Annotated in this window: 24 protein-coding genes; 12 read left to right on the forward strand and 12 right to left on the reverse strand. The window is 68.6% G+C overall.

Features of this window, described 5'->3' with window-relative positions:
- Nucleotides 1-26 precede the first annotated feature (26 nt).
- Both AB0J95_RS05090 and AB0J95_RS05095 read right to left on the reverse strand, forming a co-directional pair.
- Nucleotides 27-170 (reverse strand): hypothetical protein, encoded by a 144-nt coding sequence (locus tag AB0J95_RS05090; RefSeq protein WP_364752466.1) that lies wholly within the window; start codon nt 168-170, stop codon nt 27-29.
- Nucleotides 171-358: 188 nt separating this feature from the next.
- The gene (locus AB0J95_RS05095) at nt 359-1552 is read right to left on the reverse strand and encodes an AAA family ATPase (RefSeq protein WP_364752469.1); all 1194 of its coding nucleotides are present in this window, start codon (nt 1550-1552) and stop codon (nt 359-361) included.
- Between the two features lie 82 nt (nt 1553-1634).
- On the opposite strand from AB0J95_RS05095, the gene AB0J95_RS05100 reads away from it, so the two are divergent.
- Nucleotides 1635-2252 (forward strand): methyltransferase domain-containing protein, encoded by a 618-nt coding sequence (locus AB0J95_RS05100; protein WP_364752472.1) that lies wholly within the window; start codon nt 1635-1637, stop codon nt 2250-2252.
- A 28-nt stretch (nt 2253-2280) separates the two neighbouring features.
- Here AB0J95_RS05100 and AB0J95_RS05105 read toward each other — a convergent pair whose 3' ends face one another.
- On the reverse strand, nt 2281-3561 hold the full coding sequence (locus AB0J95_RS05105; RefSeq protein WP_364752474.1) for an acetyl-CoA C-acetyltransferase: 1281 nt from the start codon (nt 3559-3561) through the stop codon (nt 2281-2283).
- A gap of 81 nt (nt 3562-3642) precedes the next feature.
- On the opposite strand from AB0J95_RS05105, the gene AB0J95_RS05110 reads away from it, so the two are divergent.
- Together AB0J95_RS05110 and AB0J95_RS05115 are read left to right on the forward strand one after the other, a co-directional pair.
- Nucleotides 3643-4998 (forward strand): 3-oxoacyl-ACP reductase, encoded by a 1356-nt coding sequence (locus AB0J95_RS05110; protein WP_364752477.1) that lies wholly within the window; start codon nt 3643-3645, stop codon nt 4996-4998.
- Between the two features lies 1 nt (nt 4999).
- Nucleotides 5000-5836: a MaoC/PaaZ C-terminal domain-containing protein gene (locus AB0J95_RS05115; RefSeq protein ID WP_364752480.1), complete on the forward strand. Its 837-nt coding sequence runs from the start codon at nt 5000-5002 to the stop codon at nt 5834-5836.
- Here the strand turns inward: AB0J95_RS05115 and AB0J95_RS05120 are convergent.
- The gene (locus tag AB0J95_RS05120; RefSeq protein WP_364752483.1) at nt 5816-6472 is read right to left on the reverse strand and encodes a TetR/AcrR family transcriptional regulator; all 657 of its coding nucleotides are present in this window, start codon (nt 6470-6472) and stop codon (nt 5816-5818) included. The two genes, AB0J95_RS05115 and AB0J95_RS05120, sit on opposite strands and share 21 nt — an antisense overlap.
- Nucleotides 6473-6551: 79 nt before the next feature.
- Here AB0J95_RS05120 and AB0J95_RS05125 point away from each other — a divergent pair, with 79 nt between their 5' ends.
- Together AB0J95_RS05125 and AB0J95_RS05130 are read left to right on the forward strand one after the other, a co-directional pair.
- Nucleotides 6552-7193: an SCP2 sterol-binding domain-containing protein gene (locus AB0J95_RS05125; RefSeq protein ID WP_364752486.1), complete on the forward strand. Its 642-nt coding sequence runs from the start codon at nt 6552-6554 to the stop codon at nt 7191-7193.
- The gene (locus tag AB0J95_RS05130; protein ID WP_364752488.1) at nt 7193-7777 is read left to right on the forward strand and encodes an SCP2 sterol-binding domain-containing protein; all 585 of its coding nucleotides are present in this window, start codon (nt 7193-7195) and stop codon (nt 7775-7777) included. The genes AB0J95_RS05125 and AB0J95_RS05130 overlap by 1 nt, the downstream gene beginning before the upstream one ends.
- Here AB0J95_RS05130 and AB0J95_RS05135 read toward each other — a convergent pair.
- A complete protein-coding gene (locus AB0J95_RS05135) occupies nt 7679-9100 on the reverse strand; it encodes a PLP-dependent aminotransferase family protein (protein WP_364752491.1) in 1422 nt (473 codons plus the stop codon). The genes AB0J95_RS05130 and AB0J95_RS05135 overlap by 99 nt on opposite strands.
- Nucleotides 9101-9145: 45 nt before the next feature.
- On the opposite strand from AB0J95_RS05135, the gene AB0J95_RS05140 reads away from it, so the two are divergent.
- Nucleotides 9146-10117: an aldo/keto reductase gene (locus AB0J95_RS05140; RefSeq protein ID WP_364752493.1), complete on the forward strand. Its 972-nt coding sequence runs from the start codon at nt 9146-9148 to the stop codon at nt 10115-10117.
- A gap of 169 nt (nt 10118-10286) precedes the next feature.
- On the opposite strand, the gene AB0J95_RS05145 is transcribed toward AB0J95_RS05140, so the two are convergent.
- Both AB0J95_RS05145 and AB0J95_RS05150 read right to left on the reverse strand, forming a co-directional pair.
- Nucleotides 10287-11135: an LLM class flavin-dependent oxidoreductase gene (locus AB0J95_RS05145; protein ID WP_364752496.1), complete on the reverse strand. Its 849-nt coding sequence runs from the start codon at nt 11133-11135 to the stop codon at nt 10287-10289.
- 33 nt (nt 11136-11168) lie between these two features.
- The gene (locus tag AB0J95_RS05150) at nt 11169-11903 is read right to left on the reverse strand and encodes a helix-turn-helix domain-containing protein (protein ID WP_364752499.1); all 735 of its coding nucleotides are present in this window, start codon (nt 11901-11903) and stop codon (nt 11169-11171) included.
- 62 nt (nt 11904-11965) lie between these two features.
- Here AB0J95_RS05150 and AB0J95_RS05155 point away from each other — a divergent pair, with 62 nt between their 5' ends.
- Both AB0J95_RS05155 and AB0J95_RS05160 read left to right on the forward strand, forming a co-directional pair.
- Nucleotides 11966-12544 (forward strand): TIGR03086 family metal-binding protein, encoded by a 579-nt coding sequence (locus AB0J95_RS05155; protein ID WP_364752502.1) that lies wholly within the window; start codon nt 11966-11968, stop codon nt 12542-12544.
- Nucleotides 12545-12687: 143 nt separating this feature from the next.
- Nucleotides 12688-13206, forward strand: a complete 519-nt coding sequence (locus AB0J95_RS05160) for a hypothetical protein (RefSeq protein ID WP_364752505.1) — start codon at nt 12688-12690, stop codon at nt 13204-13206.
- 57 nt (nt 13207-13263) lie between these two features.
- On the opposite strand, the gene AB0J95_RS05165 is transcribed toward AB0J95_RS05160, so the two are convergent.
- The 3 genes from AB0J95_RS05165 to pdhA are packed head-to-tail and all read right to left on the reverse strand — an operon-like array spanning nt 13264 to nt 16796.
- The gene (locus tag AB0J95_RS05165; protein WP_364752508.1) at nt 13264-14565 is read right to left on the reverse strand and encodes a dihydrolipoamide acetyltransferase family protein; all 1302 of its coding nucleotides are present in this window, start codon (nt 14563-14565) and stop codon (nt 13264-13266) included.
- Between the two features lie 3 nt (nt 14566-14568).
- Entirely contained in the window at nt 14569-15588 is a 1020-nt protein-coding gene (locus AB0J95_RS05170) for an alpha-ketoacid dehydrogenase subunit beta (RefSeq protein ID WP_364752511.1), read from the reverse strand.
- Entirely contained in the window at nt 15588-16796 is a 1209-nt protein-coding gene (gene pdhA / locus AB0J95_RS05175; RefSeq protein ID WP_364752514.1) for a pyruvate dehydrogenase (acetyl-transferring) E1 component subunit alpha, read from the reverse strand. The genes AB0J95_RS05170 and pdhA overlap by 1 nt, the downstream gene beginning before the upstream one ends.
- Nucleotides 16797-17053: 257 nt before the next feature.
- Here pdhA and AB0J95_RS05180 point away from each other — a divergent pair, with 257 nt between their 5' ends.
- Entirely contained in the window at nt 17054-18472 is a 1419-nt protein-coding gene (locus AB0J95_RS05180; RefSeq protein WP_364752516.1) for a M20/M25/M40 family metallo-hydrolase, read from the forward strand.
- Here the strand turns inward: AB0J95_RS05180 and AB0J95_RS05185 are convergent.
- Both AB0J95_RS05185 and AB0J95_RS05190 read right to left on the reverse strand, forming a co-directional pair.
- Nucleotides 18434-19105 (reverse strand): endonuclease V, encoded by a 672-nt coding sequence (locus AB0J95_RS05185; RefSeq protein ID WP_364752519.1) that lies wholly within the window; start codon nt 19103-19105, stop codon nt 18434-18436. The two genes, AB0J95_RS05180 and AB0J95_RS05185, sit on opposite strands and share 39 nt — an antisense overlap.
- Nucleotides 19106-19110: 5 nt before the next feature.
- Entirely contained in the window at nt 19111-20202 is a 1092-nt protein-coding gene (locus AB0J95_RS05190; protein ID WP_364752522.1) for an ADP-ribosylglycohydrolase family protein, read from the reverse strand.
- Between the two features lie 113 nt (nt 20203-20315).
- Here AB0J95_RS05190 and AB0J95_RS05195 point away from each other — a divergent pair, with 113 nt between their 5' ends.
- The 3 genes from AB0J95_RS05195 (at nt 20316) to AB0J95_RS05205 (ending at nt 23062) form a co-directional block, all read left to right on the forward strand.
- Nucleotides 20316-21245 (forward strand): ABC transporter substrate-binding protein, encoded by a 930-nt coding sequence (locus AB0J95_RS05195; protein WP_364752524.1) that lies wholly within the window; start codon nt 20316-20318, stop codon nt 21243-21245.
- 7 nt (nt 21246-21252) lie between these two features.
- The gene (locus tag AB0J95_RS05200; protein ID WP_364752526.1) at nt 21253-22164 is read left to right on the forward strand and encodes an amino acid ABC transporter permease; all 912 of its coding nucleotides are present in this window, start codon (nt 21253-21255) and stop codon (nt 22162-22164) included.
- 127 nt (nt 22165-22291) lie between these two features.
- The gene (locus tag AB0J95_RS05205; RefSeq protein WP_364752529.1) at nt 22292-23062 is read left to right on the forward strand and encodes an amino acid ABC transporter ATP-binding protein; all 771 of its coding nucleotides are present in this window, start codon (nt 22292-22294) and stop codon (nt 23060-23062) included.
- Nucleotides 23063-23064: the final 2 nt, after the last annotated feature.

Consider the following 23064-nt stretch of genomic DNA (forward strand, 5'->3'; position numbering starts at 1 on the left):
CAGGGCGACACGTTCCGTGGTGATCGTCAGCGCAGGTTGAGGTTCTGCTGCGAGATCATGATCAGTTCGTGGCGCATGGCCGGGGTGGCGGCCATGTCGATCGCTCGGTTCACGGCCCGCCGGGTACGAGCCTCGGCGCGACGGGCACGAATCTTGGCGGTGATGTTCATCGGGTCCAGCTTCCCCTCGGGTTGCTCTCTTGGTGGTCTGTACCTATTATGCGCGCGCGTCGCTCAAGATGCACCCGATTATCCGGTGACGTCAGGCACAGGCCGATGATTCGTTGGTCAACGAGGTCTCTCACCGGACATGTCGGCTTATCTCGCTGTCTACCTCTCGTGCTAGAGACCGCTAGACATCACTCGTCACGGCCCAGCAGGAACCGGCCGAAGTGCGGCACGGTGAAGGCGATCCGGCCCCGCTCGGCGGAGTACACGAGCCCCTTCTTGATGAGGCTGTCGCGTGCGGGTGACAGCGACGACGGCTTGCGCCCCAGGAACACGGCGATATCCGCAGTGCTCACGCCCTCGTCACGTCCCTCGGTCAGCTCGGCGATCGCCCGCAGGTACTCGCGCTCGGCTGGGGTGGCCCGCTCATAACGCGAGCCGAAGAACCCGACCGCCAACTCGGCCTCAGCCTCCGGCGCGGCGACCCCCACGTCCTCGTCGGTGATCGGATCGCTCGGCGCCGCGTCCCACGCGGCCTTGCCGTAGGCCTGGATGAAGTACGGGTAACCGCCGGAGGCCTCGAACAACGCGGTCAGCGCGTCCTCGGTGATGTCGGCGTCCTCCCGGGCGACCGGCGCCAGGATCGCCTGCTGGGCGTCCTCCCTCTGCAGCCGGTCGATCCGGACGTACCGGAACAGCCGCTCGGAGTACGACTTGCTCGCGGACAACACCGCGGGCAGGTGCGGCAGCCCGGCGCCGACGACCACCAGCGGCGCGCCCGACTGCGACAGTTCATGGCAGGCCGCGCACAACGCCGAGACGTCATCCGGCAGCAGATCCTGCATCTCGTCGATCAGCAGCGCGACCCCGGTGCCCACGTCCTGGGCCAGCTCGGCGACATCAGTGAACAGCTCGACCAGGTCGATCTCGATGTCCCCGGAGTCGGCCCGGCCCTGCGCCGCGGGCACGTCGATCCCCGGCTGCCAGCGTTCCCGCAGCTTGGCCCCGTCCGGCGCGGCTCGCAGCGCGAACGCCTTCAACACTCCCAGCACGTACTCGACCCGTTCCGGCGCACGATGACGCACGGCCAGGTCCCGGACAGCACGGTGCAAGGCGGCGGACAACGGCCGGCGCAGGTCGGCGTCCGGCCGCGCCTCGACCTTGCCCGCGCCCCACCCCCGTTTCACCGCCATCGACCGAAGCTCGCCGAGCAGCACGGTCTTGCCGACCCCGCGCAGACCCGTCAGCACCAGACTGCGCTCCGGACGGCCGCGCGCCACCCGTTCCAGCACGACCTCGAACGCCTGCAGTTCCTTGTCCCGACCGGCTAGTTCCGGCGGGCGCTGGCCCGCCCCGGGCGCGAACGGATTCCGTACCGGGTCCATCATCGGAAGGTATCGGCGTGTCTAGCGCGATTCCGATATTGGCCGATAAACCCCTACGGCGTGTCGCCGATACGGTGCGGCCATGGATGTGGAGACGACGAGGACCTCCTGGACCAAGCTGGCGGCCGAGTACACCAAGCGCGTGGAGCAGTTCACCGAGGTCGAACAGGCCGAACTGAACGCGTTCGTGAAACAGGTGACCGGGCCGATGGCGGACATCGGCTGCGGACCCGGCGTGACCACCGCTTACCTGCACCGGCAGGGCGCCGACATCTTCGGCATCGACCTGTCCCCCGGCATGCTCGCCGTCGCCCGCGAGACCCACCCGGAGATCCGCTTCGACGAGGGCACGATGTTCGCCCTCGACCTGGCCGGCAACTCACTGGCCGGGATCGTCTCCTGGTACTCGATCGTCAACCTCCCGCCCGAGTCCCTGCCCGCCGCCTTCGCCGAGTTCCACCGCGTCCTGTCCCCCGGCGGCCTTCTGCTCCTCGCATTCCGCTTCGGCCAGAACGAGATCCAGCACTACGACTCCGGCTACGGCATCGACGACATCTCCCTCGACTTCCACCGCCACGCCGTCGATGACGTGCAGGCCAAACTCGCCAAAGCCGGTTTCTCCCTGCTGTCCCAACGCCTGAAGGGCCCCGACGAGGATCAGCCGACCCCGCAGGCGATATTGCTCTCTACTGCTGTCTAGTACGTGAGCTAGAGAGCGGTAGAGGGCGCTACTTCTCGAGGATGGCGGCAACGCCCTGGCCGCCGGCGGCGCAGATAGAGATCAGGCCGCGGCCGGAGCCCTTCTCGTTGAGCAGCTTGGCGAGGGTCGCGACGATGCGGCCGCCGGTGGCGGCGAACGGGTGGCCGGCGGCGAGGGACGAGCCGTTGACGTTGAGTTTGTCGCGGTCGATGGCGCCCAGGGGTTCGTCGAGGCCGAGGCGTTCCTTGGCGAACTCCGGGTCCTCCCAGGCCTTGAGGGTGGCGAGGACCTGGGAGGCGAACGCCTCGTGGATCTCGTAGAAGTCGAAGTCCTGCAAGGTGATCCCGGCTCGGGCGAGCATCCGCGGCACGGCGTGGGCGGGGGCCATCAGCAGGCCTTCACCGCCGTGCACGTAGTCGACGGCGGCGGTCTCGGAGAACGTCAGGTACGCCAGCACTGGCAACCGCCGCGCCTTCGCCCACTGCTCGGTGGCCAACAGAACCGTGGAGGCGCCGTCGGTCAGCGGGGTCGAGTTGCCCGCGGTCATCGTGCCCTCGGCGCCGCCGAACACCGGCTTGAGCTTGGCGAGCTTCTCGATCGATGAGTCCGCGCGCAGGTTCTGGTCGCGGGACAGCCCTAGGTACGACGTCACGAGGTCGTCGAAGAAGCCGCGGTCGTAGGCGGCGGCGAGGTTGTGGTGGCTGCGGACGGCCAGGGCGTCCTGGTCCGCGCGCTCGATGCCCCACTCCTTGGCGGTGATCGCCGCGTGCTCACCCATCGACAGGCCCGTGCGCGGCTCGGAGTTACGCGGGATGTCCGGGACGATGTAGCCCGGCCGGAGCTTCGTGAGCAGCCGCAGCCGGCCGCCGAGGCTCTTGGTCCGGTTGAGTTGCAGCAGGATCGCGCGCAGGTCCTCGTGCACGCCGATCGGCGCGTCGCTCGTGGTGTCCACGCCACCAGCGATCCCGGCGTCGATCTGGCCCAACGCGATCTTGTTGGCCACCTGGATGACGGCCTGCAGACCCGTGCCGCACGCCTGCTGGATGTCGTACGCGGGCGTTGCCGCTGACAGACGGCTGCCGAGCACGGACTCGCGGGCCAGGTTGAAGTCCCGGGAGTGCTTGAGCACCGCCCCGGCGGCCACCTCGCCGAGCCGCTCGCCCTGCAGCGCGAACCGGCTGACCAGCCCGTCCAGCGCGGCGGTGAACATGTCCTGGTTGGAGGCGGTCGCGTAGGGCCCGTTCGACCGGGCGAACGGGATGCGGTTCCCGCCGATGATCGCTACGCGTTTCTGGCCTCTGGGTGCCATCGTGGCCCTCCAGGTATCGGGGTCGTACTGGCCATCCTAACCTACTGGCAAGTAGTATTACCGCGAGTAGGGAGGCGTCCGATGACCGATCGCTATCAGCGGTTCACCCGGTCGGGGCCGGGGAAGTTCCTGGTCGCCCGGCTGGGGTTGCCCAATCCGGAACCGTTGCGCCGCCATGATCCCGGCCAGCCGCCACTGCCCGGAAGCGCTGTTGTCGGCGCGGCCAAAGGCGGCCGGCTGGAGGAGTCCGTGCGGACAATCCTCGGCCGATCCGGCATCGAGATCGACGACCCGGTGGGGGTGGGATCCCCTGCAGGGGGTCGGAATGTCACAGTCGAGCGTCCGGGCGCCTTGGTGTTCGACGCGACCGGTATCGACACCGTGGATCGGCTGCGTGAGCTGTACGACTTCTTCCACCCGCGGATCCGCGGCATCGCCGCCTGCGGCAGGGTCGTCGTCCTCGGCACGACCCCGGACGGCAGCAAGGACACGATCGCCCAGCGTGCGCTGGAAGGGTTCACCCGGTCAGTGGGCAAGGAGCTCAAGCGCGGTGCCACGGCCCAGCTCGTCTACGTCGCCCCCGGCGCCGAGGACGGCATCGAGTCGACCTTGCGGTTCCTGCTGTCCGCGAAGTCCGCGTACGTCGACGCCCAGGTGATCCGGATCGGGCCCGGCGAGGTCACCCGACCGGCGAACTGGCTGACCCCGCTCGACGGCAAGGTCGCCTTGGTCACCGGCGGGTCCCGGGGTATCGGCGCCTCGATCGCCGACGTCCTCGCCCGCGACGGTGCCCACGTCGTCGTGCTGGACATCCCGGCGCAGGGCGGCGACCTGTCCGAGGTCGCGAACCGGGTCCGCGGCTCGTCGCTGCAACTCGACATCACCGCCCCCGAAGCGCCCGCCAAGCTGGTCGAGTACTTCACCGCACGCCACGGTGGTGTGGACATCGTCGTGCACAACGCGGGCATCACCAGGGACAAGACCCTGGCCAAGATGACCGAGGCGCAGTGGGACTCGGTGCTCTCGGTGAACCTGGCCAGCGCCCTGCGCATCAACGACGCCCTGCTCGACGGGACGCTCCGGCCTGGCGGCCGGATCATCGGCGTCTCCTCGATCGGTGGCATCGCCGGCAACGTCGGCCAGACCAACTACGGCGCCTCGAAGGCCGGCGTGATCGGCATGGTCAACGCCTACGCCCCGCTGCTGGCCGAGCAGGGCGGGACGATCAACGCGGTCGCGCCCGGGTTCATCGAGACCAAGATGACCGCCGCCATGCCGCTGGTGATCCGCGAGGCCGGCCGCCGGATGAACAGCATGTCCCAGGGCGGCCTGCCCGTCGACGTCGCGGAAACCATTGCCTGGTACGCCAACCCGGCGTCCGGGTCGGTCAACGGCAACGTGGTCCGCGTGTGCGGACAGAGCCTGCTGGGAGCCTGACATGCCGACCGTCCACACGCGAGAGCTGTCGGCCACGCCGAACCTGACCATGTTGTTCGGCAAGGCCGTGCTCACCGGGTTCACCCGGCACGGGTCCTCTCTTCCGTCCACTGTGTACAGTCGTGACCTCGTCGTCGACCCGGGTCACCTGGCCGCGTACAACAAGGTCTGCGGGTTCCGGCTGACCGACGAACTGCCGGTCACCTACCCGCACATCCTCGGGTTTCCCTTGCAGGTCAAGCTGATGACCGACGGGGACTTCCCGTTCCCGCTGGTCGGCTCGGTGCACCTGGCGAACCGGATCACCCAGCACCGCCCGGTGCGCGCGGAGGAGGCCCTCTCGCTCAAGGTGCATGTGGACAACCTGCGGGACCACGCCAAGGGCAAGCAGTTCGACATGGTCACCGAGGTCACCGTGGACGGCGAGGTCGTCTGGGACAGCGTGAGCACGTACCTGCGCCGCGGCGGCGGAACCGGTGGCAGCAGCGAGAAGGAGATCGTGGTCCGGCAGCCGCGAGCGGTGTGGCGGGTACCCGAGGACATCGGCCGCCGCTATGCCGAGGTCTCCGGCGACCGCAACCCGATCCACACACACGCGTTGACCGCGAAGCTGTTCGGGTTCCCGCGGGCGATCGCGCACGGCATGTGGACGAAAGCCCGCTGCATGGCCGCCTTCGAAGGGCGCCTGCCCGATGCGTACACGGTGGACGTCCGGTTCAAGCTGCCCGTGCTGTTGCCGGCCAAGGTCGGGTTCGTCGCCACTCAGCAGCACGGCTGGCAGTTCGAGCTGTTCGACGCGCGCCGCGGCAAGCCGCACCTATCCGGCGTGATCAGCTGACGGCGTCCAGGTCGTGCCCTCGACCAGGTCGCCGAAGCCCATCCAGACCAGGTTCATCAGCCAGGACGCGACCACCCGGGTCGGGATCTCCGGGTGGTCCAGCCACCAGTCGGCGAGCGACTCGCCCGCGCCGACCAGGGCCGCGGCCATCGCCTCGGTGCTGGTCGTGCTGTGCTCGTCCATGCCTTTGCGGGTCGCGCCGCGCACCAGCAACGCGTCGACCAGGGCGATCGCGCGCGAGCGCATGCCCATCAGCTCCTCGCTGAACGGCCCCGCCTGGGCGATGGCCTGCCGGTGCAGCACCCGCCAGCTGGCCTTGTTGGCCGCCACGAACTCGAAGAACGACCGCAGCCCCATCCACAGCTGCATGTCCGGCTCCAGATCGGCGCTCACCCCGCCGACGATCGCCTCCATCAGCAGGTTCGCCTCACGCCGGATGCACGCGGCGAACAGGTCCTCTTTGGACCCGAGGTACGCGTAGATCATCGGCTTGGACACGCCGGCCACTTCGGACACCTCGTCCATCGCCGCGTTGTGGTAGCCGTGTTCGGAGAACACCTGCACAGCGGCATCGAGGATCTGCTTCTCGCGCACCTCGCGCGGCAGCCGTTTCACCCGCCGGTCATCCACGCTCAAGCCCACCTCCGAGGGGTCTCGGTTGTCATGGTAACTACTCGAACGTATTCTTACTCCGCAGTAGGTAAGAGGAGGTGTGATGCCTGACCTCAGTGCCGAGGCCATTGACCGGATGACCCCCGGCGAGCTGGTCACCCTCGTGGAAAACCTCGACCCCCAGGACGCCGCGCTGCCGGACGTGGACATCGACGCCGTCGCGCGCCTGATCGACCCGGCCGAACTGCAGGACGACGAGTTCGTCCGGCTGATCGCAGGCATGCAGCGGCTGGCCGGTGCCAGCGTCGACGTGACCAAGATGGGGCCGCAAACGTTCGCGCGGATGATCGACCGGGCCAGCAAGGACCAGCTGGAACAGGTCCTCGTGCACCCTGAGCTGCGGGACCTGATCCTGGGCGAGATCTTCCGCCGGATGCAGGCGCACCTGCGGGTCGAGAAGGCCGCCAAAGTGGACGCCGTCGTGCACTGGCGGTTCTCCGGCGGCACCGGCGACGAGGGCTTCGACCGCTACGAGACGATCATCTCGGGCGGCACCTGCACGGTGAACCGGGCCATGACGAACGACGCACGGGTCACCATCACCATGCCCCCGCAGGACTTCCTGCGGCTGATCACCACCAACGCCTCGGCGCCCGTGCTGTTCATGACCGGCAAGCTGAAGATCCGCGGCGACCTGGCCTTCGCCGCCGGCATGCTCGGCCTGTTCGACCTGCCGACGCCCTGATGGTGTTCCGCCGCGCGCGCCCGGGCGCCGACCCCGGCGTCTTCGACGCGTTCGCCCGGTCGATCGACATGACCAAGCTCGAGCCGCAGCAGTTCGTCCGGCTGATCGAGACGATGGACATGCTCGGCAAGGCCGGGACCGGCGTGGAGCTGTCCGCGTTGAGCACGTCGACGTTCGTGTCGATCATCGCGCAGGCCTCGTCGCCGCAACTGGACGCGTTGATGGAACACGCCGGCCTGCGGACGGTGGTGCTGAACGAGATCTTCACGCGGATGTCTCAGCACCTGCACCCCGGCAAGGTCGCCGGGCTGAACGCGGTGCTGCACTGGCGGTTCACCGGCGGCTACGAGAACGGCGGGTTCGACCGGTTCCAGACCGTGATCGAGAACGGCACCTGCGTCTCCGGGACCGTGCAGGACCGTGACCCGCGGGCCACGGTCACGTTGGCGCCGACCGACTTCCTGCGGGTCAGTACCGGGATCTCGTCAGCGCCGCTGCTGTTCATCCGCGGCCGGGTCAAGGTGAAGGGCGACATCCCGTTCGCCGCCGGGTTCGCGAACTACTTCGACATCCCGCAGCCCTGACCGCAGGATCTTCACGGCCTCGGTGACCGCTGTGTCGGCCAGGTTGCCGTAGCCCAGGACGAGCGCGGGTTCGCCGGGGGAGCTGCGGTAGGTGTCGAGGTCGACCAGCTTCAGGCCGCGGCGCTCGGCGTACCGGATCAGCATCCTGGTGCTGGTGCCCGGTTCCACGTGAAGCAAAAGATGCAGACCAGCGGCCGCACCGGAGATCTTGGCACCGCCCAGCGCTTTCAGCAGCGCGTCCCGCCTGGCCCGGTAGCGCAGCCGGGTCTTGCGCAGGTGCCGGTCGTAGCCGCCGTCCTCGATGAACTCGGCCATCGCCAGCTGGTCGAGCACCGGCGGCGCGCTGCCCTGGACCTTGTGCCTCCACAATGGAGGGACGACACACCAGCCGATTCCCAAGGCCGGGCTGAGTGTCTTGCTCACCGAACCCAGCAGGACCACTCGGTGCGGGTCCATGCCCTGCAGGGTTCCGATCGGCTTGCGGTCGTAGCGGAACTCGGCGTCGTAGTCGTCCTCCAGGATCAGGCCGTCGACTTCCCGGGCCCACGCCAGCAGCTCCGCCCTCCGCCCGGCGGAAAGCACGACGCCGGACGGGAACTGGTGGGCGGGGGTCACGATCACCGCGCGGACCTTGCCCGGGATGTCCTTGACCCGCAGGCCTTCCTCGTCCACCGCGACCGGGACGACCTCCAGGCCGGCGCGTTCGGCTGCTCGCCAGACTCGTGTCCAGCCCGGTTCCTCGACGGCGATCTGGGTGAACCCGGCTTCGTGCAACGCTCGGCAGACCATGAACACGCCGTCGGTCACGCCTGCGCAGATCCGCACATCATCGGTCGCCGCGCCGCGGACTCGCCGCAGGTAGCCGGCCAGGATCGCCCGTAGCTTCGGATGCCCACCCGCTGGTGGCACGCCGAGTTCGGTGTGCGGGACGACGGCCAGAACCTCGCGGATCGCGTCCACCCAGCGCTTTCGCGGGAACGCGCGGAGATCCGGCAGGCCGGGGGCGAGGTCGTAGCGCGGGGCCTTCTTCGCCGGAGCGGGCGGCTTGGTCTGGTCCGGGCTGCCGGACCAGCGCACTCGCGTCGCCGACCCGGTCCGCGCGACCAGGTAGCCCTCGGCCACGAGCTGCGCGTAGGCCTGCGTGACCACCCATCGCGAGCAGCTGAGGTCTTCGGCCAGTTTCCGGCTCGGCGGCAGCGCGGTCCCCTGCGCGAGGACGCCGCTGCGGATCGCCGTGCGCAGGGCGCTCACCAGCGGATCCGCCCCCGGGCCGGAAACGTCCAGCAGGACGTCCCAGCTGGAGTTGGTCTGTGCTCCAGGCATGAAATTGGATGGTACTGGCAGACCGATTGTTCCTAGGCTGGGCGTATGCGGAGAATCGAACTGGCGCAGACCGGCCAGGTGGTCAGTCAGGTGGCGCTCGGGTGCATGGTGTTCGGCACCCTTACCGATGAGCAGACGTCGTTCCGGATCCTCGACTCGTTCCTCGACGACGGCGGCGACTTCCTGGACACCGCGAACTGCTACGCCTGGTGGACCTCGCCCGAGGCCACCGGCGACGAGAGCGAGGAGTTACTCGGCCGGTACCTCACCGGCAAGCGGGACAAGGTCTTCCTGGCCACGAAGTGCGCCGCCCGGGTCGCCGACACTGCGGGCGCACTCGCCGCCGGGTCCTGGCCCGAGCGCGAGGGTTTCTACGAGGGCGCGGCGCCGGACACCGTCCGCCACGCGGTCGAGGACAGTCTCCGCCGGTTGCGGACGGACTATGTGGACCTGCTGTACATCCACGTCGACCTGTTGACCACCCCAGTCGAAGAGACGTTGCAGGCGCTGGACTCGATCGTGCGCTCGGGCAAGGTCCGGTACATCGGCTGGAGCAACACCCGGTCCTGGCGGCTGGAACTCATCCGGTCCGTCGCCGAGCACAATGGCTGGGCCAAACCCGTTGCCGTGCAACAACAACACTCCTACCTCCGGCCCAACCCGGCCGCCGACCTCGGCGGCAAGGTCGGCCCGGAGATGCTCCACTACCTCGCCCACCACAAGGACATCGCCCTCGTCCCCTACTCCCCGATCCTCCGCGGCCTCTACGAGCACCCCGAACGCCTGCACACCCCCGACTGGCAGGACTACGCGGGCCCGGACTCCGAGGAGCGCCTGGCCAAGGTCGCGAAGGTGGCGCAGGAACTCGGCGTCACCAACAGCCAGGTCGTGCTCGCTTGGTTGTTGCACCAGGGCACTTTCCCGATCGTCGGCCCGCGCACCTGGGACCACTGGACCGCTTACCGCCCCGCCTTCGACCTCGAACTGACCCCGGAACAGTTGGCGTTGCTGAGATAGTCCCGGTATCGACTGGCGGCAGCACCTCCCGAGGACTGTCCACTGAGGACTCGGCGCCGCCGTGGGACCGGATCGACGAACTGGTCGCGCGGTATCTCGGGCCGGTCCGCCGGGCCGGGAAAAGCTTGCTGCCACAAGGCACCCGAAGTGGTCATCTGGCGGCTGTGAGTCAGAGCAGGGCTTTCGCCTCCGCGAGCAGTTCTGCCTGGGTCTGCCAGCTGGTGCCGATCGCGACCACGGAGACGTGTTCGGCGCCGGCTTCGACGTACTCATGGATCTGGTCGGCGACCTGTGTGGGGGCGCCGTGCAGGACGACTTTCGCGGCTTGGTCGAGGGGCATGCTGTAGTTCTTGTTCAGCATGCGCACCACCGCATCCGGTGTGCCGCCGAGGGATCCGAACAGCTGCACACCGCCCGTCGGGGTCTTGCGACCGGCCTTCGCGGACAGCTCGGTGATGTCGTCGAGTCCTTCGGCGTACTGGCTGGGGGTCAGCATCGCCGGGTACCAGCCGTCACCGAACTCCGCGGCCCGGCGCCGGGCCCGTTGTGAGGCACCGGCGATCCAGATGGGTGGGGTCGGTGCCGGTGGCGTGAGGCGGATGACGACGCCGGTGTCGGGAGTGCGGGTGGCGTGCCCTTCCAGCAGCGACGGCAGGACTTTCAGCAGTTCGTCGGTGCGGCGGCCGCGGTTGCGCAGCGGCACACCGGCCGCCGCCCACTCGTCCGGCCACTCCCCACCGACCCCCACGCCGAGCTGGATCCTGTTGCCGGACAACGTCTGCAGCGACCCGATCTGCTTGGCCGCCCACGCGGATGGCCGCAACGCGATCTGCATGACCATGCCCAGCTCGATGTTCTCCGTCACCGCGGCGGCGGTCGCGAGGGTCATGCCGACGTCGATCATCGGCATGTCGCTGGCCAGGTGGTCACCCGCCCACAGCGACGAGAGCCCCAGCTGCTCGTAGAAACCCGCGTGCCGGGCCAGCTGCCCGGAGAGGTTGATACCCACTTTCACCATGGCTCGATGCTGCAACCTGAACCATGGTTGAGTTCAATACCGGGCGGCGTACCGGGTCGGGGTCTCGCCGAACATCGAGGTGAAGTCGCGGGTGAAGTGCGCCTGGTCGGCGTACCCCAGCTCGGCCGCCAGCTCCGCCCAGTCGATCCGGCTGCCCTCGGTCATCCGCACGGTCACCTCGTGCAGCCGGTACCGCCGGATCACCCACTTCGGCCCCACCCCAACGTGTTCGGCGAACAACCGCTGCAGCCGGCGCACGGTCGTGCCGAACTCCTTGGCCAGCATGTCCACCCGCATCACCTCGGGCCCACCCTGGATGTGTTCGACGATCTCCGCCGCCAGCACCGACTTCGGGTCGTCCACTGGCAGGTGGTCGCGCAGGTACGCCTCGATACCAGCGACATCGGCCGTGCATGGCAAGTCTGGGAAGACCTCGGCGACCGGACCGGTGGTGTCGGTGAGCGTGCTGACGGACCTGCCGAGGAACGGCCGGAACCTGCCCGGCCGGAACGCGACCCCGAAGACGCCGTCGTTGCCGTCGAGATGCTGGAACACGTGCCCACTGGAGACGCCGTGCAACTCGGGTCCGGTGCTGTGGAACGTCAGGTGCACGTTCGGGTACGGCACGACGAGCTGCCGGTACGGGGTCTCGTAGGTCCAGTCGACGCGCCAGTACCGCGAGACCCAGGTCCGCAGGTCCGCCGAGGGCTGGGTGAACGAGACGCGCTGGTGCTTGCGCCAATCCAGCTCACGAGGGTCCCGGCTCACAGCTTCGAGCCTATGACGCTTTTGTTCAATACGCGGGCGGACCTGGGTACTAGCGTTCGGGCATGTCCCAAGACCAGTTGATCAAGCTCGCCGTCGAACCCGTCCTGGACGTCGTCCGTGCCATCCGCGAGGACCAGCTCGACGCGCCGACCCCCTGCACCGACTACACCGTCCGCAGGCTGATCAACCACCTGCTGTACTGGGGTCCGTCGCTGGAAGCCGGGGCCCGCAAGGAGATCGTCACGCCGCCGGAGACCCCCGAGGCCGAGGCCGATCTGACCGACGGCTGGCAGGACAAGCTCCTCGCCCACCTCACCCAGCTCGCCGCCTCCTGGGGTACGCCGCAAGCCTGGGAAGGCGTCACCCACATGGGCGGCCCGACCGAGATGCCCGCGACTCTGGTGGGCGGCATGGTGGTCGGCGAGACCGTCGTGCACGGCTGGGACCTCGCCCGCGCCACCGGTCAGAACCCGGAGTGGGACGCCGACCTGCTCGCGTACGTCCACAAGGAACTCGTGGCCAACGTCCAGTGGGGACGGGACATGGGCGTGTACGGCCCCGAGGTCCCGGTGCCCGCCGACGCGCCGCTGATCGACCGCATTCTGGGGATGACCGGACGGAATCCGGCCGCCCTCCGATAGCGCGCGGCCATTCGGACGCATTCCCCCTAAATGTTCCTCAAGAACCGTTTGATTTCCGCGACCCGCGGTTAGGCTCGCCGCACTGATGTCCGATGTGGACATGAGGGGGCAGCTGGGTGGAAGTCTTTTCTTGAGGGGCGTCAATGCGTATCAGAAGTATCGCCGCGGCCGGTTCGCTCGCGTTGGCCACGTTCGCCTTGCCGACGGTCACCGGCTTGGGCGCGCAGGCGTTCGCGGTCTGCCCCGAGGTCGGGCAGGTCTCGTACACCATCAGCAACGGCGCGAAGGTCTGGCAGGCCACCAACCTGCACAGCGACTACCTGACCGGGCCCGGCACCATCACCTACAGCAAGAACACCACCTCGACGGTGAACGCCTCGATCACCGGCACGACCAGCGCGGAGGCGGGCGTGATCTTCGCCAAGGCGAGCGTGTCCCTCTCGGTCACCGTCGGCGGCAGCTACTCCAAGTCGGACACCTGGTCCTACTCCGCGACCGTCCCGGCCGGCCAGACCAAGAAGCTCCAGCAGTACAAGGACGCCCGGTCGTTCACGGTGAAGAAGACCCAGATCGTGGCGCCCTGCAACGTCAAGACCGTGTGGACCAAAAAGGTGACCGCGCCGGTGAAGAACAACGTCTACAAGTGGGCCCTGGCCAGCTGAGTCCGAAACAAAAGAATTCCGCCCCTCGACGTCGGAGGGGCGGAATTCGGCATGCAATTAATAGGTGATCGCGATACTCGGGTCGGCGAGCAACGCGCCCACATCCGCGAGGAACTCCGAACCCTGCTGACCGTCCACTACGCGGTGGTCGAAGCTCAGTGACAGCTGGCAGATCTTGCGCGGCACGACCTGGCCGTCGACCACCCATGGCATGTCGCGGATCGTGCCGAGGGCCAGGATCGCCGACTCACCGGGGTTGATGATCGGCGTCCCGGTGTCCACACCGAACACACCGATGTTGGTGATGGTGAACGTGCCGTTGGCCATCTCCGCCGGGGTGGTCTTGCCGTCCCGCGCCTTGAGGGTCAGCGCCTCGATCGCCTCGGCGAGCTCCCGCAGCGACATCGCGTCCGCGTCGTGCACCTTCGGCACCACGAGGCCGCGGGGTGTGGCGGCCGCGATGCCAAGGTGCACATAGGACTTGTAGACGATCTCGCCCGCGGCCTCGTCCCACACCGCGTTGATGTCCGGCGTCCGGCGCGCCGCGAGGCAGACCGCCTTGGCCGCGAACACCAGCGGGGTCAGCTTGACGTCGCGGAACTGGGGGTGCGTCTTGAGCTTGGCCCGCAGCTCCATCATCGGCGTGACGTCGATGGTCATGAACTCGGTGACGTGCGGCGCGGTGAACGCACTGTCCACCATGGCCTTCGCGGTCGCCTTGCGGACCCCGCGGACCTGCACCCGCCGCTCACGTTCTCCCGCTGTGACAACAGGAGCGGACACGGGTTCCGGCGCGGCCGCACGCTGGACGTCGTCGCGCGTGATGACCTGACCTTCAGTCGCGAGCGACCGCAGGTCGACGCCCAGGTCCTTGGCCAGCTTGCGCACCGGCGGCTTCGCCAACGGCACGTACCCGCCCGCCACCACGGCGGGTTCCGGCTCGGGTTCGGGCGCGGGCGGCGGTGCCTCGACGACGGTGGTTCCCTTGCGGGCCCGGCGTTTCGAGGCACCGGTCTTCGGGCCGTAGCCGACCAGGCTCTGGATCCGGCCGCCGCTCTCCTCACCGATCTTGGCGCCGCCGCCGTTGTCCGAAGAGGACTGTTCGGGGCCGTTGGGGTCGATGTCGAACACGATGATCGGCGAGCCGACCTCGACGGTCTGACCGGGTTCGGCCAGCAGCTCCTTGACCACGCCGGCGTAGGGCGCGGGCAGCTCGACGGCGGCCTTGGACGTCTCGATCTCCACGAAGATCTGGTTGACCTGGACCTCCTGGCCCGGCTGCACGTGCCAGGTCAGGATCTCGGCCTCGACCAGGCCCTCGCCGACGTCAGGAAGCGGGAAGTGCACGTAGTTGGGCACGTCTCACCACGCCATCGATCGGTCGACGGCGTCCAGCACGCGGTCCAGGTCGGGCAGGTAGTCGTCCTCGACCTTGGCCGGCGGGTACGGCGTGTCGAAGCCGGCCACCTTCAGCACCGGCGCCTCCAGCGAGTAGAAGCACTCCTGCTGCACCCGGCTGGCGATCTCGGAGGCGATGGACACCTCGCTCGGCGCCTCGCTGGCCACGACCAGGTGACCGGTCCGGCGGACCGACTCGAACACCGGGTCCAGGTCCAGCGGCGACAACGTCCGCAGGTCGATGACCTCCAGGTCGTGCCCGTCCTCGGTGGCCGCGGTGGCCGCCTCCAGACAGGTCTTCACCAGCGGGCCGTAGGTGGCGAGGGTCGCCGTCGTCCCCCGCCGCACGACACGGGAGGAGAACAGCGGGTACGGCGTCGCCGTGGTGTCGATCTCGTCCTTCTCGTGGTAGCGCCGCTTGGGCTCGAAGAACAGCACCGGGTCGTCGCTCTGGATGGCCTGCTGGATCATCCAGTACGCGTCCACCGGGTTCGAGCAGGACACGACCTTGATCCCGGGCATGTGCGCGAAGAACGACTCGGGCGACTCGGAGTGGTGCTCCACCGCGCCGACTCCGCCGCCGAACGGCACCCGGATCACGATGGGCACCTTCACCTTGCCCTGGGTGCGGTAGTGCAGCTTGGCGACCTGGCTGTTGATCTGGTCGAAGCCGGGGAAGATGAACCCGTCGAACTGGATCTCGCAGACCGGCCGGAACCCGCGCACGGCCAGGCCGACCGCGGTACCGACGATGCCCGCCTCGGACAGCGGCGTGTCCAGCACGCGCTGCTCGCCGAAGTCCTTCTGCAGGCCGTCGGTGATCCGGTAGACGCCGCCCATCTTGCCGACGTCCTCACCCATCACGATCACCTTGGGGTCGGCCTCCATGGCCGCCCGCAGGCCCATGTTGATCGCCTTGCCCATGGTCAGCTTGGTCGGCGCGGCCTGCGCCGGGGCCTTCGGATCGATCACTGGTGCCGCCATCAGTGCGCACCTCCCTCGAAGCCGGCCAGGTAGGCCAGGTACTCGTCACGCTGCTTGTCCAGCAGCGGGTTACCCCCGGCGTAAACGTTCTGGAAGATCCGCTCGGGCGGCGGGTCGGGCATGTTGAAGCAGTACGCCCGCAGCTCGGAGGCCAGCTGGTCGGACTCGACCTGCACCTCGTCGAAGAACTCCGGCTCGGCCAGGCCGCCGCGCACCAGGTGCACCCGGACCCGCTCGATCGGGTCGCGCAGCTTCCACGCCTCCAGCTCGTCCGACAGCCGGTAGCGGGTCGGGTCGTCGGAGGTGGTGTGCGCGTCCATCCGGTAGGTGAAGGCCTCGATCAGCACCGGGCCGTTGCCGGTGCGGCACTCCTCCAGCGCCCACCGGGCGACCGCGAGGGTGGCCAGCACGTCGTTGCCGTCGACGCGGATGCCGGGGAAGCCGTAGCCGCGGGCCCGCTGGTAGAGCGGGAGCCGGCTCTGCCGCTCGGTGGGCTCGGAGATGGCCCACTGGTTGTTCTGGCAGAAGAACACGACCGGCGCGTCGTAGACCGCCGCCCAGACGAAGCCCTCGTGCATGTCGCCCTGGCTGGTGGCGCCGTCACCGAAGAACACCATGGTGGCCTCGGCGTCCGCCTCGTGGCCGACCTTGCCCTCGAACTTCTGGCCCATGGCGTAGCCGGTGGCGTTGAGCACCTGGTTGCAGATCACGATCGTGTACGGGTGGAACCGGTACTGCTTGGGGTCCCACTCCGAGTGCTGGGTCCCGCGGAAGGTGGCCAGGATCTGCTCGGGCTTGATGCCCCGGCACCAGGCCACACCGTGCTCGCGGTAGCTGGGGAAGACCATGTCCTGCGGTTTGAGCGCCCGGCCGGCACCGATCTGCGCGGCCTCCTGGCCCAGCAGCGGCACCCAGATGCCCAGCTGGCCCTGCCGCTGCAGGGCGTTGGCCTCCCGGTCGGCGCGCCGGACCAGGACCATGTCGCGGTACAGCCCGCGCAGCTCCTCGGCGCCGATGTCGGCCACGTACTTGTCGAACTCTGGGTTCGGTACTCGCTCACCCTCGGGGGTCAGGAGCTCTACCAGCTCCGGTCCGCCCTCGCTCGTCGCGCGCAAACCGGCGATCACCTGTTCCGGGGTCGGCTTGGCCGCGGTGGCGGCTGGACCGCCGCCCGGCTCCGGGTGCGTCCACTGTTCTGGGGACGACATGCGGCTATCTCCTCGTGTCGAGGCCACGGCATCACTTGTGGCGACGCCTGGCGGCCACTCGCGCGGCAACCGTCGGCGCCTCGGGTGAGAGGAGCGCGACGGCGGTCGGCGTTGACGGCTGTCACTCCCATCCTGTCACGGCACCGGCCGCCCAGGTGAGTCCCACACCCATCCAGGATCGTCTCAAAATGGTCCTGAACAGGCAAAATGCTAGGAACCCCGATGGTCGGGGATCCCACTTGTGGGAGAGTGGAGGGGTGGAGCACAACGCGCTGAATTCGACCGTTGACCGGCTGTGGGCGGCAGAGATCCTGACCAGCCTGTCCGAGCTGGTGACCATCCCGGCCCTGTCGCCCGCGTTCGACCCGAACTGGTCGGCGAGCGGGCACCTGGACGCGGCGGTGGAGCACGTGAGCCGCTGGATCGCGTCTCGTGGGCTGCCCGGCGCGACCGTGGAGACCGTCCGGCTGGAGGACCGCACGCCGCTGTTGATGGTCGACGTCCCGGCCACGCCCGGCGGCGCGGACGCGGGCACGGTCATCATGTACGGCCACCTGGACAAGCAGCCCCCGGTCGGTGGCTGGGCGGACGGTCTCGGCCCGTGGACCCCGATCCACCGGGACGGACGGCTGTACGGCCGCGGCGCGGCGGACGACGGCTACTCCGGGTACGCGGCGACGGCGGCCATCGAGGCGGTGCACGCGGCGGGCGGTGAGCACGGCCGGTGCGTGATCCTGCTGGAGACCAGCGAGGAGTCGGGCAGCCCGGACTTCGAGGCGTATCTGGAGCACCTGCGTCCCCAGCTGGGTGACGTGACCCTGGTCGTCTGCCTGGACTCCGGCGGCAACGACTACGACCGGCTCTGGCTGACCACCTCGCTGCGCGGCCTGGCCGCGGTGGACGTGACGGTGAAGGTGCTGGAGACCGCGGCGCACTCGGGCATGGCCAGCGGGATCGTGCCGAGCTCGTTCCGGATCATGCGGCAGCTGCTGGACCGGCTGGAGGACTCGAAGACCGGCGCGGTGTTGTTGCCGGAGATGAACGTGGAGATCCCGGCGCACCGGCTGGCCGAGGCCCAGGCGGCCGTCGCGGCCATGCCGGGTGCGGTGGGCCGGGCGTTCAAGCGTCCCGCCGGGATGCGGCAGGCCTCGGACTCGGACCTGGAGCTGGTGCTGAACAACAGCTGGCGGCCGACGCTGTCGGTGATCGGCGCCGAGGGCCTGCCGCTACCGCAGGAGGCCGGGAACGTGCTGCGCACGCACACCACGTTCACCCTGAGCTTCCGCCTGCCGCCGACGGCTTCCGCGCCCGCCGCGCTGGCGGCCCTGCAGACCGCGTTGACCACGGATGTTCCCTATGGCGCTTCGGTCACGTTGTCCCGCGCGGAGTACGGCGACGGGTGGAACTCGCCGGAGCTGGCGCCGTGGCTGCTGGCCACGATCGAGGACGTGAGCAAGAACGTCTTCAACAACCCTTGGGCCACCGTCGGTCTGGGCGGGTCGATCCCGTTCATGGGGCTGCTGGCCGCGACCTACCCGGCGGCGCAGTTCCTGGTGACCGGCGCGTGCGGCGCGGACAGCAACATCCACGTGCCGAACGAGTGGCTGCACCTGGGCCAGGCCGCCCGGGTGACCACCTCAGTCGCGCACGTCCTGCACGCCCACGCCACGCGCTAGCGCCTGGCGGCAGAGCTGATCGGCAGCCCGGGTCGTCTCGGGCTGCCGGTACTTCTGGGCGAGCGTCAGTGTTACTTCGCAGGCCGTGTCCAGGTCCATCAAGTGTCCAATGGAGACGAACACCGGCTTGACGTCGTCCTGCGTCCGCAGTGCCCGCCCGACAACCTCTCCGTCGTCGACGAGCGGTGTCCAGTCGCCCCGTTCCGGGCCGGGCATCTCGTAGCGGCCAAGCGCTTGCTTCCCCACGCCGATCGAGGGAATCCCGGTCACCACGCCCACGTGGCACGCCAGCCCGAACCGTCGTGGGTGAGCCAGCCCTTGCCCATCGCACACCAGGACGTCGACCGGGCTCGCCAACCGCCCCAACGCCTCCACCAACCACGGCAGCTCCCGGTACGCGAACAGCCCTGGCACGTAAGGGAACCCGGCGACTCCATCCGCCACAGCACTCTCGAGGACCGCAAGACTCCGGGTGTCGACCGCGACCGCCGCCGCTACCAGCCGTGTGTCGTCCCCGGCGTAGGCAACGTCCAGCCCCACAGCGATGTTGGGCGCGAAGCCGTCCGGGGTTTCGCGGATCACCTGAGGCGCCAACCGTTCCTGCTCGGCGACTGCCTCCTCGACAGTCAGCACGACGGTCACCAGTCGGGGTAGCGGCCGTACCAGCCGGGATCGCGGACCGGGAGCGGCCCGAACTCGATGACGGCGTCGAGGCTCAGCCGTTCGATGACCTCGCGCAGCTCCAGCTCGGCCAGCCACACGGGTGGAACGGCGTCGATGCCCCACATCGCGCCGAGGATGTTGCCGCAGATGACGCCGGTGGAGTCGCTGTCGCCCGAATGGTTGACGGATGTCAGCAGACCGGAGGCCATGTCGTCGGCCGCCAAAGCCGCGCACAGGCCGATGGCCAGCGCCTCTTCGCCGACCCAGCCGCCACCCAGCTCGTCGGCGATGGTCTCCGGCGTCGGCTTGCGCGCCGCGAGGTCGACCGCCCGGTCCATCACCTCGAGCTGTTCCTGGTGCGAGTCCCAGCGCAGCAGCTCTGTCCTGGCCACTGTCACCGCATCGGGCAAGGCCGCCCCGTCCAGGAGCTCACTCACGATCACCGCGAGGACACCCGCTGACAGGAACCCGCTCGGGTGACCGTGGGTCAACGCGCCGGTCGCCGCGGCCAGGCCGAACACCTCGTGCGGATCATCCGACCAGAAGGCGACCGGGGCCGCGCGCATCACGCCGCCGCACCCCTTGGAGTTGTTCAGCTGCTCGGTCGTCGTCCCCATCGGACCGCCCTTGGCGAACGCCCGCAGCGAGGTCATGCACGTGTTCCCGGGCGCACGCAGGTGGAACAGGCCGCGGTTGGTCACCAGCCAGCCATCGGGACGCTCCGGCGCGCGCTCGAGGAACCGCCCGCCCGCCCGGTCCCACGGCTGGTTCTGGGTGTGGAACCAACGCTGGTACGCGTGTTGGACGACCGCCACAACGTCCGTTTGGGTACCCCGGCGCTGCGCTGCGTGCGCGCGGATGAGCCCTTCGAGGGTGAACAACGCCATCTGCGTGTCGTCGGTGATCTTGCCGTGATCACCCACGTACCCGGTGATTCCGTCCTGGCCATAGCGGGTACGGATGTCCTCGATGGAGTTGAACTCGATGGCCGCGCCCAGCGCGTCGCCGACGGCCCCGGCGAGCATCGTGCCGAGCACTTTCGAAGGTGGCAGCAAGCGGCGGGTCACCTGCAGAACCTTAGTCGCGATGCGCGCTTGTAACGGGGACTTGCTGGGAACTGTGCCGTACGGGTGGCAGGATGCGGGAACTTGATCCGGACGACTGTGACGAGGAGTGACCTGTGGCGCGACGAACCAGGCACAAGTTGCTCGCCGTGGTGCCTGCCGTGGCCTTGGCGACCCTGAGTGCCGCATGCGGCCAGGTGAACGACACCAACCCGAGCGGGAACGGCGGCGCCACCAGCCAGGCAGCGTCGGCGGTGCCGACGGTGACCAAGGACGACAAGCTCGCGGCCATGGTGCCGGACGACGTCAAGAAGGACGGCAAGATCCTGATCGGCCAGGACCAGAGCTACCCGCCGAGCGAGTTCGTGGAGAACGGCCAGGTCGTCGGCATGGACGTCGACCTCGGCAAGGCCATCGGCCAGAAGCTGGGCCTGGAGGTGACGTTCGAGAACTCCGCGTTCGACGGCATCATCCCCGGCCTGCAGTCCGGCCGGTACGAGGCGGGCATGTCGTCGTTCACGATCAACGCCGAGCGCCTGCAGGTGGTCGACATGATCTCCTACTTCAGCGCCGGCACCTCCGGCGCGGTGCTCAAGGGCAACCCGGACAAGCTCACGCTCGACACCCTGTGCGGCAAGAACGTGGCCGTGCAGAAGGGCACCGTCCAGGTCGACGACCTGGAGAAGCGCAACGAGAAGTGCAAGTCCGGCGGCCAGCCGGAGATCAACGTGCAGCAGTTCCAGGCCCAGACCGACGCGAACCTGGCGATCAACTCCAAGCGCGTGCAGGCCATGCTCGCCGACTCGCCGGTGATCGACTACGCCATCAAGGTGACCAACGGCCAGCTCGAGCAGGTCGGCCAGGTCTACGACACCGCGCCGTACGGTCTCGCCCTGCCCAAGGGCAAGGGTGACTACGCCAAGGCGGTCCAGGGCGCGCTGCAGGCGCTGATCGACGACGGCACCTACAAGAAGATCCTCGAGAAGTGGGGTGTGCAGCAGGGCGGCGTCACCAAGGCCGAGGTGAACCCGGCCCCGGCCGGCTGATCGTCAGATGTCGACACCCGAAGAGACCGGCCGCCCGGAATCCGTGAAAGCGGTTCCGGTGCGGCACGTCGGCCGCTGGGTCGGCGGCGCGATCGTGCTGTTCATCGCGTTCCTGATCATCCGCAGCATCATCGTCAACCCGAACTTCCAGTGGAACGTCATCGGGCCGTACCTGTTCGACACCCGCGTCTTCCAGGGCCTGCTCAAGACCCTGATGCTGACCGTGGTGTCGATGGCGATCGGCATCGTCGGCGGCGTGATCCTCGCGGTCATGCGGCTGTCGCCCAACCCGGTGATGACCGGGGCGGCCGGCATCTACATCTGGCTGTTCCGCGGCACGCCGCTGATCACCCAGCTGATCTTCTGGGCCAACCTCGGCGCGCTGTACCCGAGGCTGGGCATCGGCATCCCGTTCGGCCCGGAGTTCTTCAGCGAGGACACCAACGTCCTGATCAACGTCACGACGGCGGCGATCCTGGGCCTTGGTCTCAACGAGGCCGCCTACATGGCCGAGATCGTCCGCGCGGGCATCTCGTCGGTGGACGAGGGCCAGACCGAGGCGGCCGGGGCGCTGGGCATGACCCGCGGCAAGACGCTGCGCCGGATCATCCTGCCGCAGGCCATGCGGGTGATCATCCCGCCGACCGGCAACCAGGTCATCTCGATGCTCAAGACCACCTCGCTGGTCGTGGTGATCGGGTACTCCGAGCTGATGGTCGTGGTGCAGCAGATCTACGCGCAGAACTACAAGGTCATCCCGCTGCTGATCGTGGCGGCGATCTGGTACCTGTTCTGCACCAGCATCCTGTCGGTGTTCCAGGGCTTCATCGAGCGGAAGTTCAGCCCCGCGGTGCCCACCACACCCGGCTGGGCCAGCCGGATGTTCGCCTTCCGCTTCGGCCGCAAGGAGTTCGAATGACATCGCCGCGTGGCTCCCAACCGCACCCAAGGGGAACGGGACGCAACCCAGCCACCGGCACGTACCGAACTGGACCGTGCGAACCCAACGCGACCAAAAGGGTTGAGTTCGGGGAGGCGGGACAGCAATGACAGCCATGGTCAGGGCCGAGGGGGTCTGCAAGCGGTTCGGTCGCCTGGAGGTGCTCAAGGGCATCAACCTTGAGGTGCAGCCCGGTGAGGTGATGTGCATCATCGGGCCGTCCGGGTCGGGCAAGTCGACCTTCCTGCGCTGCATCAACCACCTGGAGAAGGTGGACGCGGGCAGGCTGTCGGTGGACGGCGAGCTGGTCGGCTACCAGCAGCGCGGCGACCGGCTCTACGAGCTCAAGGAGAACGAGGTCGCGCAGAAGCGCCGGGAGATCGGCATGGTCTTCCAGCGGTTCAACCTGTTCCCGCACATGACCGCGGTGGAGAACGTGATCGAGGCGCCGATGCAGGTCAAGGGCATGCGCAAGAACGCCGCCCGTGACCTCGCGCTGGAGCTGCTGGAACGGGTGGGCCTGGCCGACAAGGCCTCGAACTACCCCAAGCAGCTCTCCGGCGGGCAGCAGCAGCGGGTGGCCATCGCGCGGGCGCTGGCCATGCAGCCCAAGCTGATGCTGTTCGACGAGCCGACCTCGGCGCTGGACCCGGAGCTGGTCGGGGACGTGCTCGCGGTCATGCGGCAGCTGGCCGCGGACGGCATGACGATGGTCGTGGTGACACACGAGATGGAGTTCGCCCGCGAGGTCGCCGATACCGTGGTGTTCATGGACGGCGGAGTGGTGGTGGAGGCGGGGTCGCCCGATGCGGTGATCCGGTCGCCCCAGCACGAACGCACCAAGGCGTTCCTGTCCCGAGTGTTGCGTCAGGACTGATA

It is taken from the genome of Actinocrispum sp. NPDC049592, from assembly GCF_040675465.1.
GTDB lineage: Bacteria > Actinomycetota > Actinomycetes > Mycobacteriales > Pseudonocardiaceae > Kibdelosporangium.

Bases quoted from the DNA above. Each gene is read 5' to 3' on its own strand.
- AB0J95_RS05125 (WP_364752486.1), top strand. From the start codon at position 6,552: ATGCCTGACCTCAGTGCCGAGGCCATTGACCGGATGACCCCCGGCGAG.
- AB0J95_RS05115 (WP_364752480.1), top strand. From the start codon at position 5,000: ATGCCGACCGTCCACACGCGAGAGCTGTCGGCCACGCCGAACCTGACC.
- AB0J95_RS05090 (WP_364752466.1), bottom strand. From the start codon at position 170: ATGAACATCACCGCCAAGATTCGTGCCCGTCGCGCCGAGGCTCGTACC.
- AB0J95_RS05135 (WP_364752491.1), bottom strand. From the start codon at position 9,100: ATGCCTGGAGCACAGACCAACTCCAGCTGGGACGTCCTGCTGGACGTT.
- AB0J95_RS05095 (WP_364752469.1), bottom strand. From the start codon at position 1,552: ATGGACCCGGTACGGAATCCGTTCGCGCCCGGGGCGGGCCAGCGCCCG.
- AB0J95_RS05105 (WP_364752474.1), bottom strand. From the start codon at position 3,561: ATGGCACCCAGAGGCCAGAAACGCGTAGCGATCATCGGCGGGAACCGC.
- AB0J95_RS05155 (WP_364752502.1), top strand. From the start codon at position 11,966: ATGTCCCAAGACCAGTTGATCAAGCTCGCCGTCGAACCCGTCCTGGAC.
- AB0J95_RS05100 (WP_364752472.1), top strand. From the start codon at position 1,635: ATGGATGTGGAGACGACGAGGACCTCCTGGACCAAGCTGGCGGCCGAG.
- AB0J95_RS05145 (WP_364752496.1), bottom strand. From the start codon at position 11,135: ATGGTGAAAGTGGGTATCAACCTCTCCGGGCAGCTGGCCCGGCACGCG.
- AB0J95_RS05140 (WP_364752493.1), top strand. From the start codon at position 9,146: ATGCGGAGAATCGAACTGGCGCAGACCGGCCAGGTGGTCAGTCAGGTG.
- pdhA (WP_364752514.1), bottom strand. From the start codon at position 16,796: ATGTCGTCCCCAGAACAGTGGACGCACCCGGAGCCGGGCGGCGGTCCA.
- AB0J95_RS05205 (WP_364752529.1), top strand. From the start codon at position 22,292: ATGACAGCCATGGTCAGGGCCGAGGGGGTCTGCAAGCGGTTCGGTCGC.
- AB0J95_RS05130 (WP_364752488.1), top strand. From the start codon at position 7,193: ATGGTGTTCCGCCGCGCGCGCCCGGGCGCCGACCCCGGCGTCTTCGAC.
- AB0J95_RS05170 (WP_364752511.1), bottom strand. From the start codon at position 15,588: ATGGCGGCACCAGTGATCGATCCGAAGGCCCCGGCGCAGGCCGCGCCG.
- AB0J95_RS05200 (WP_364752526.1), top strand. From the start codon at position 21,253: ATGTCGACACCCGAAGAGACCGGCCGCCCGGAATCCGTGAAAGCGGTT.
- AB0J95_RS05160 (WP_364752505.1), top strand. From the start codon at position 12,688: ATGCGTATCAGAAGTATCGCCGCGGCCGGTTCGCTCGCGTTGGCCACG.
- AB0J95_RS05110 (WP_364752477.1), top strand. From the start codon at position 3,643: ATGACCGATCGCTATCAGCGGTTCACCCGGTCGGGGCCGGGGAAGTTC.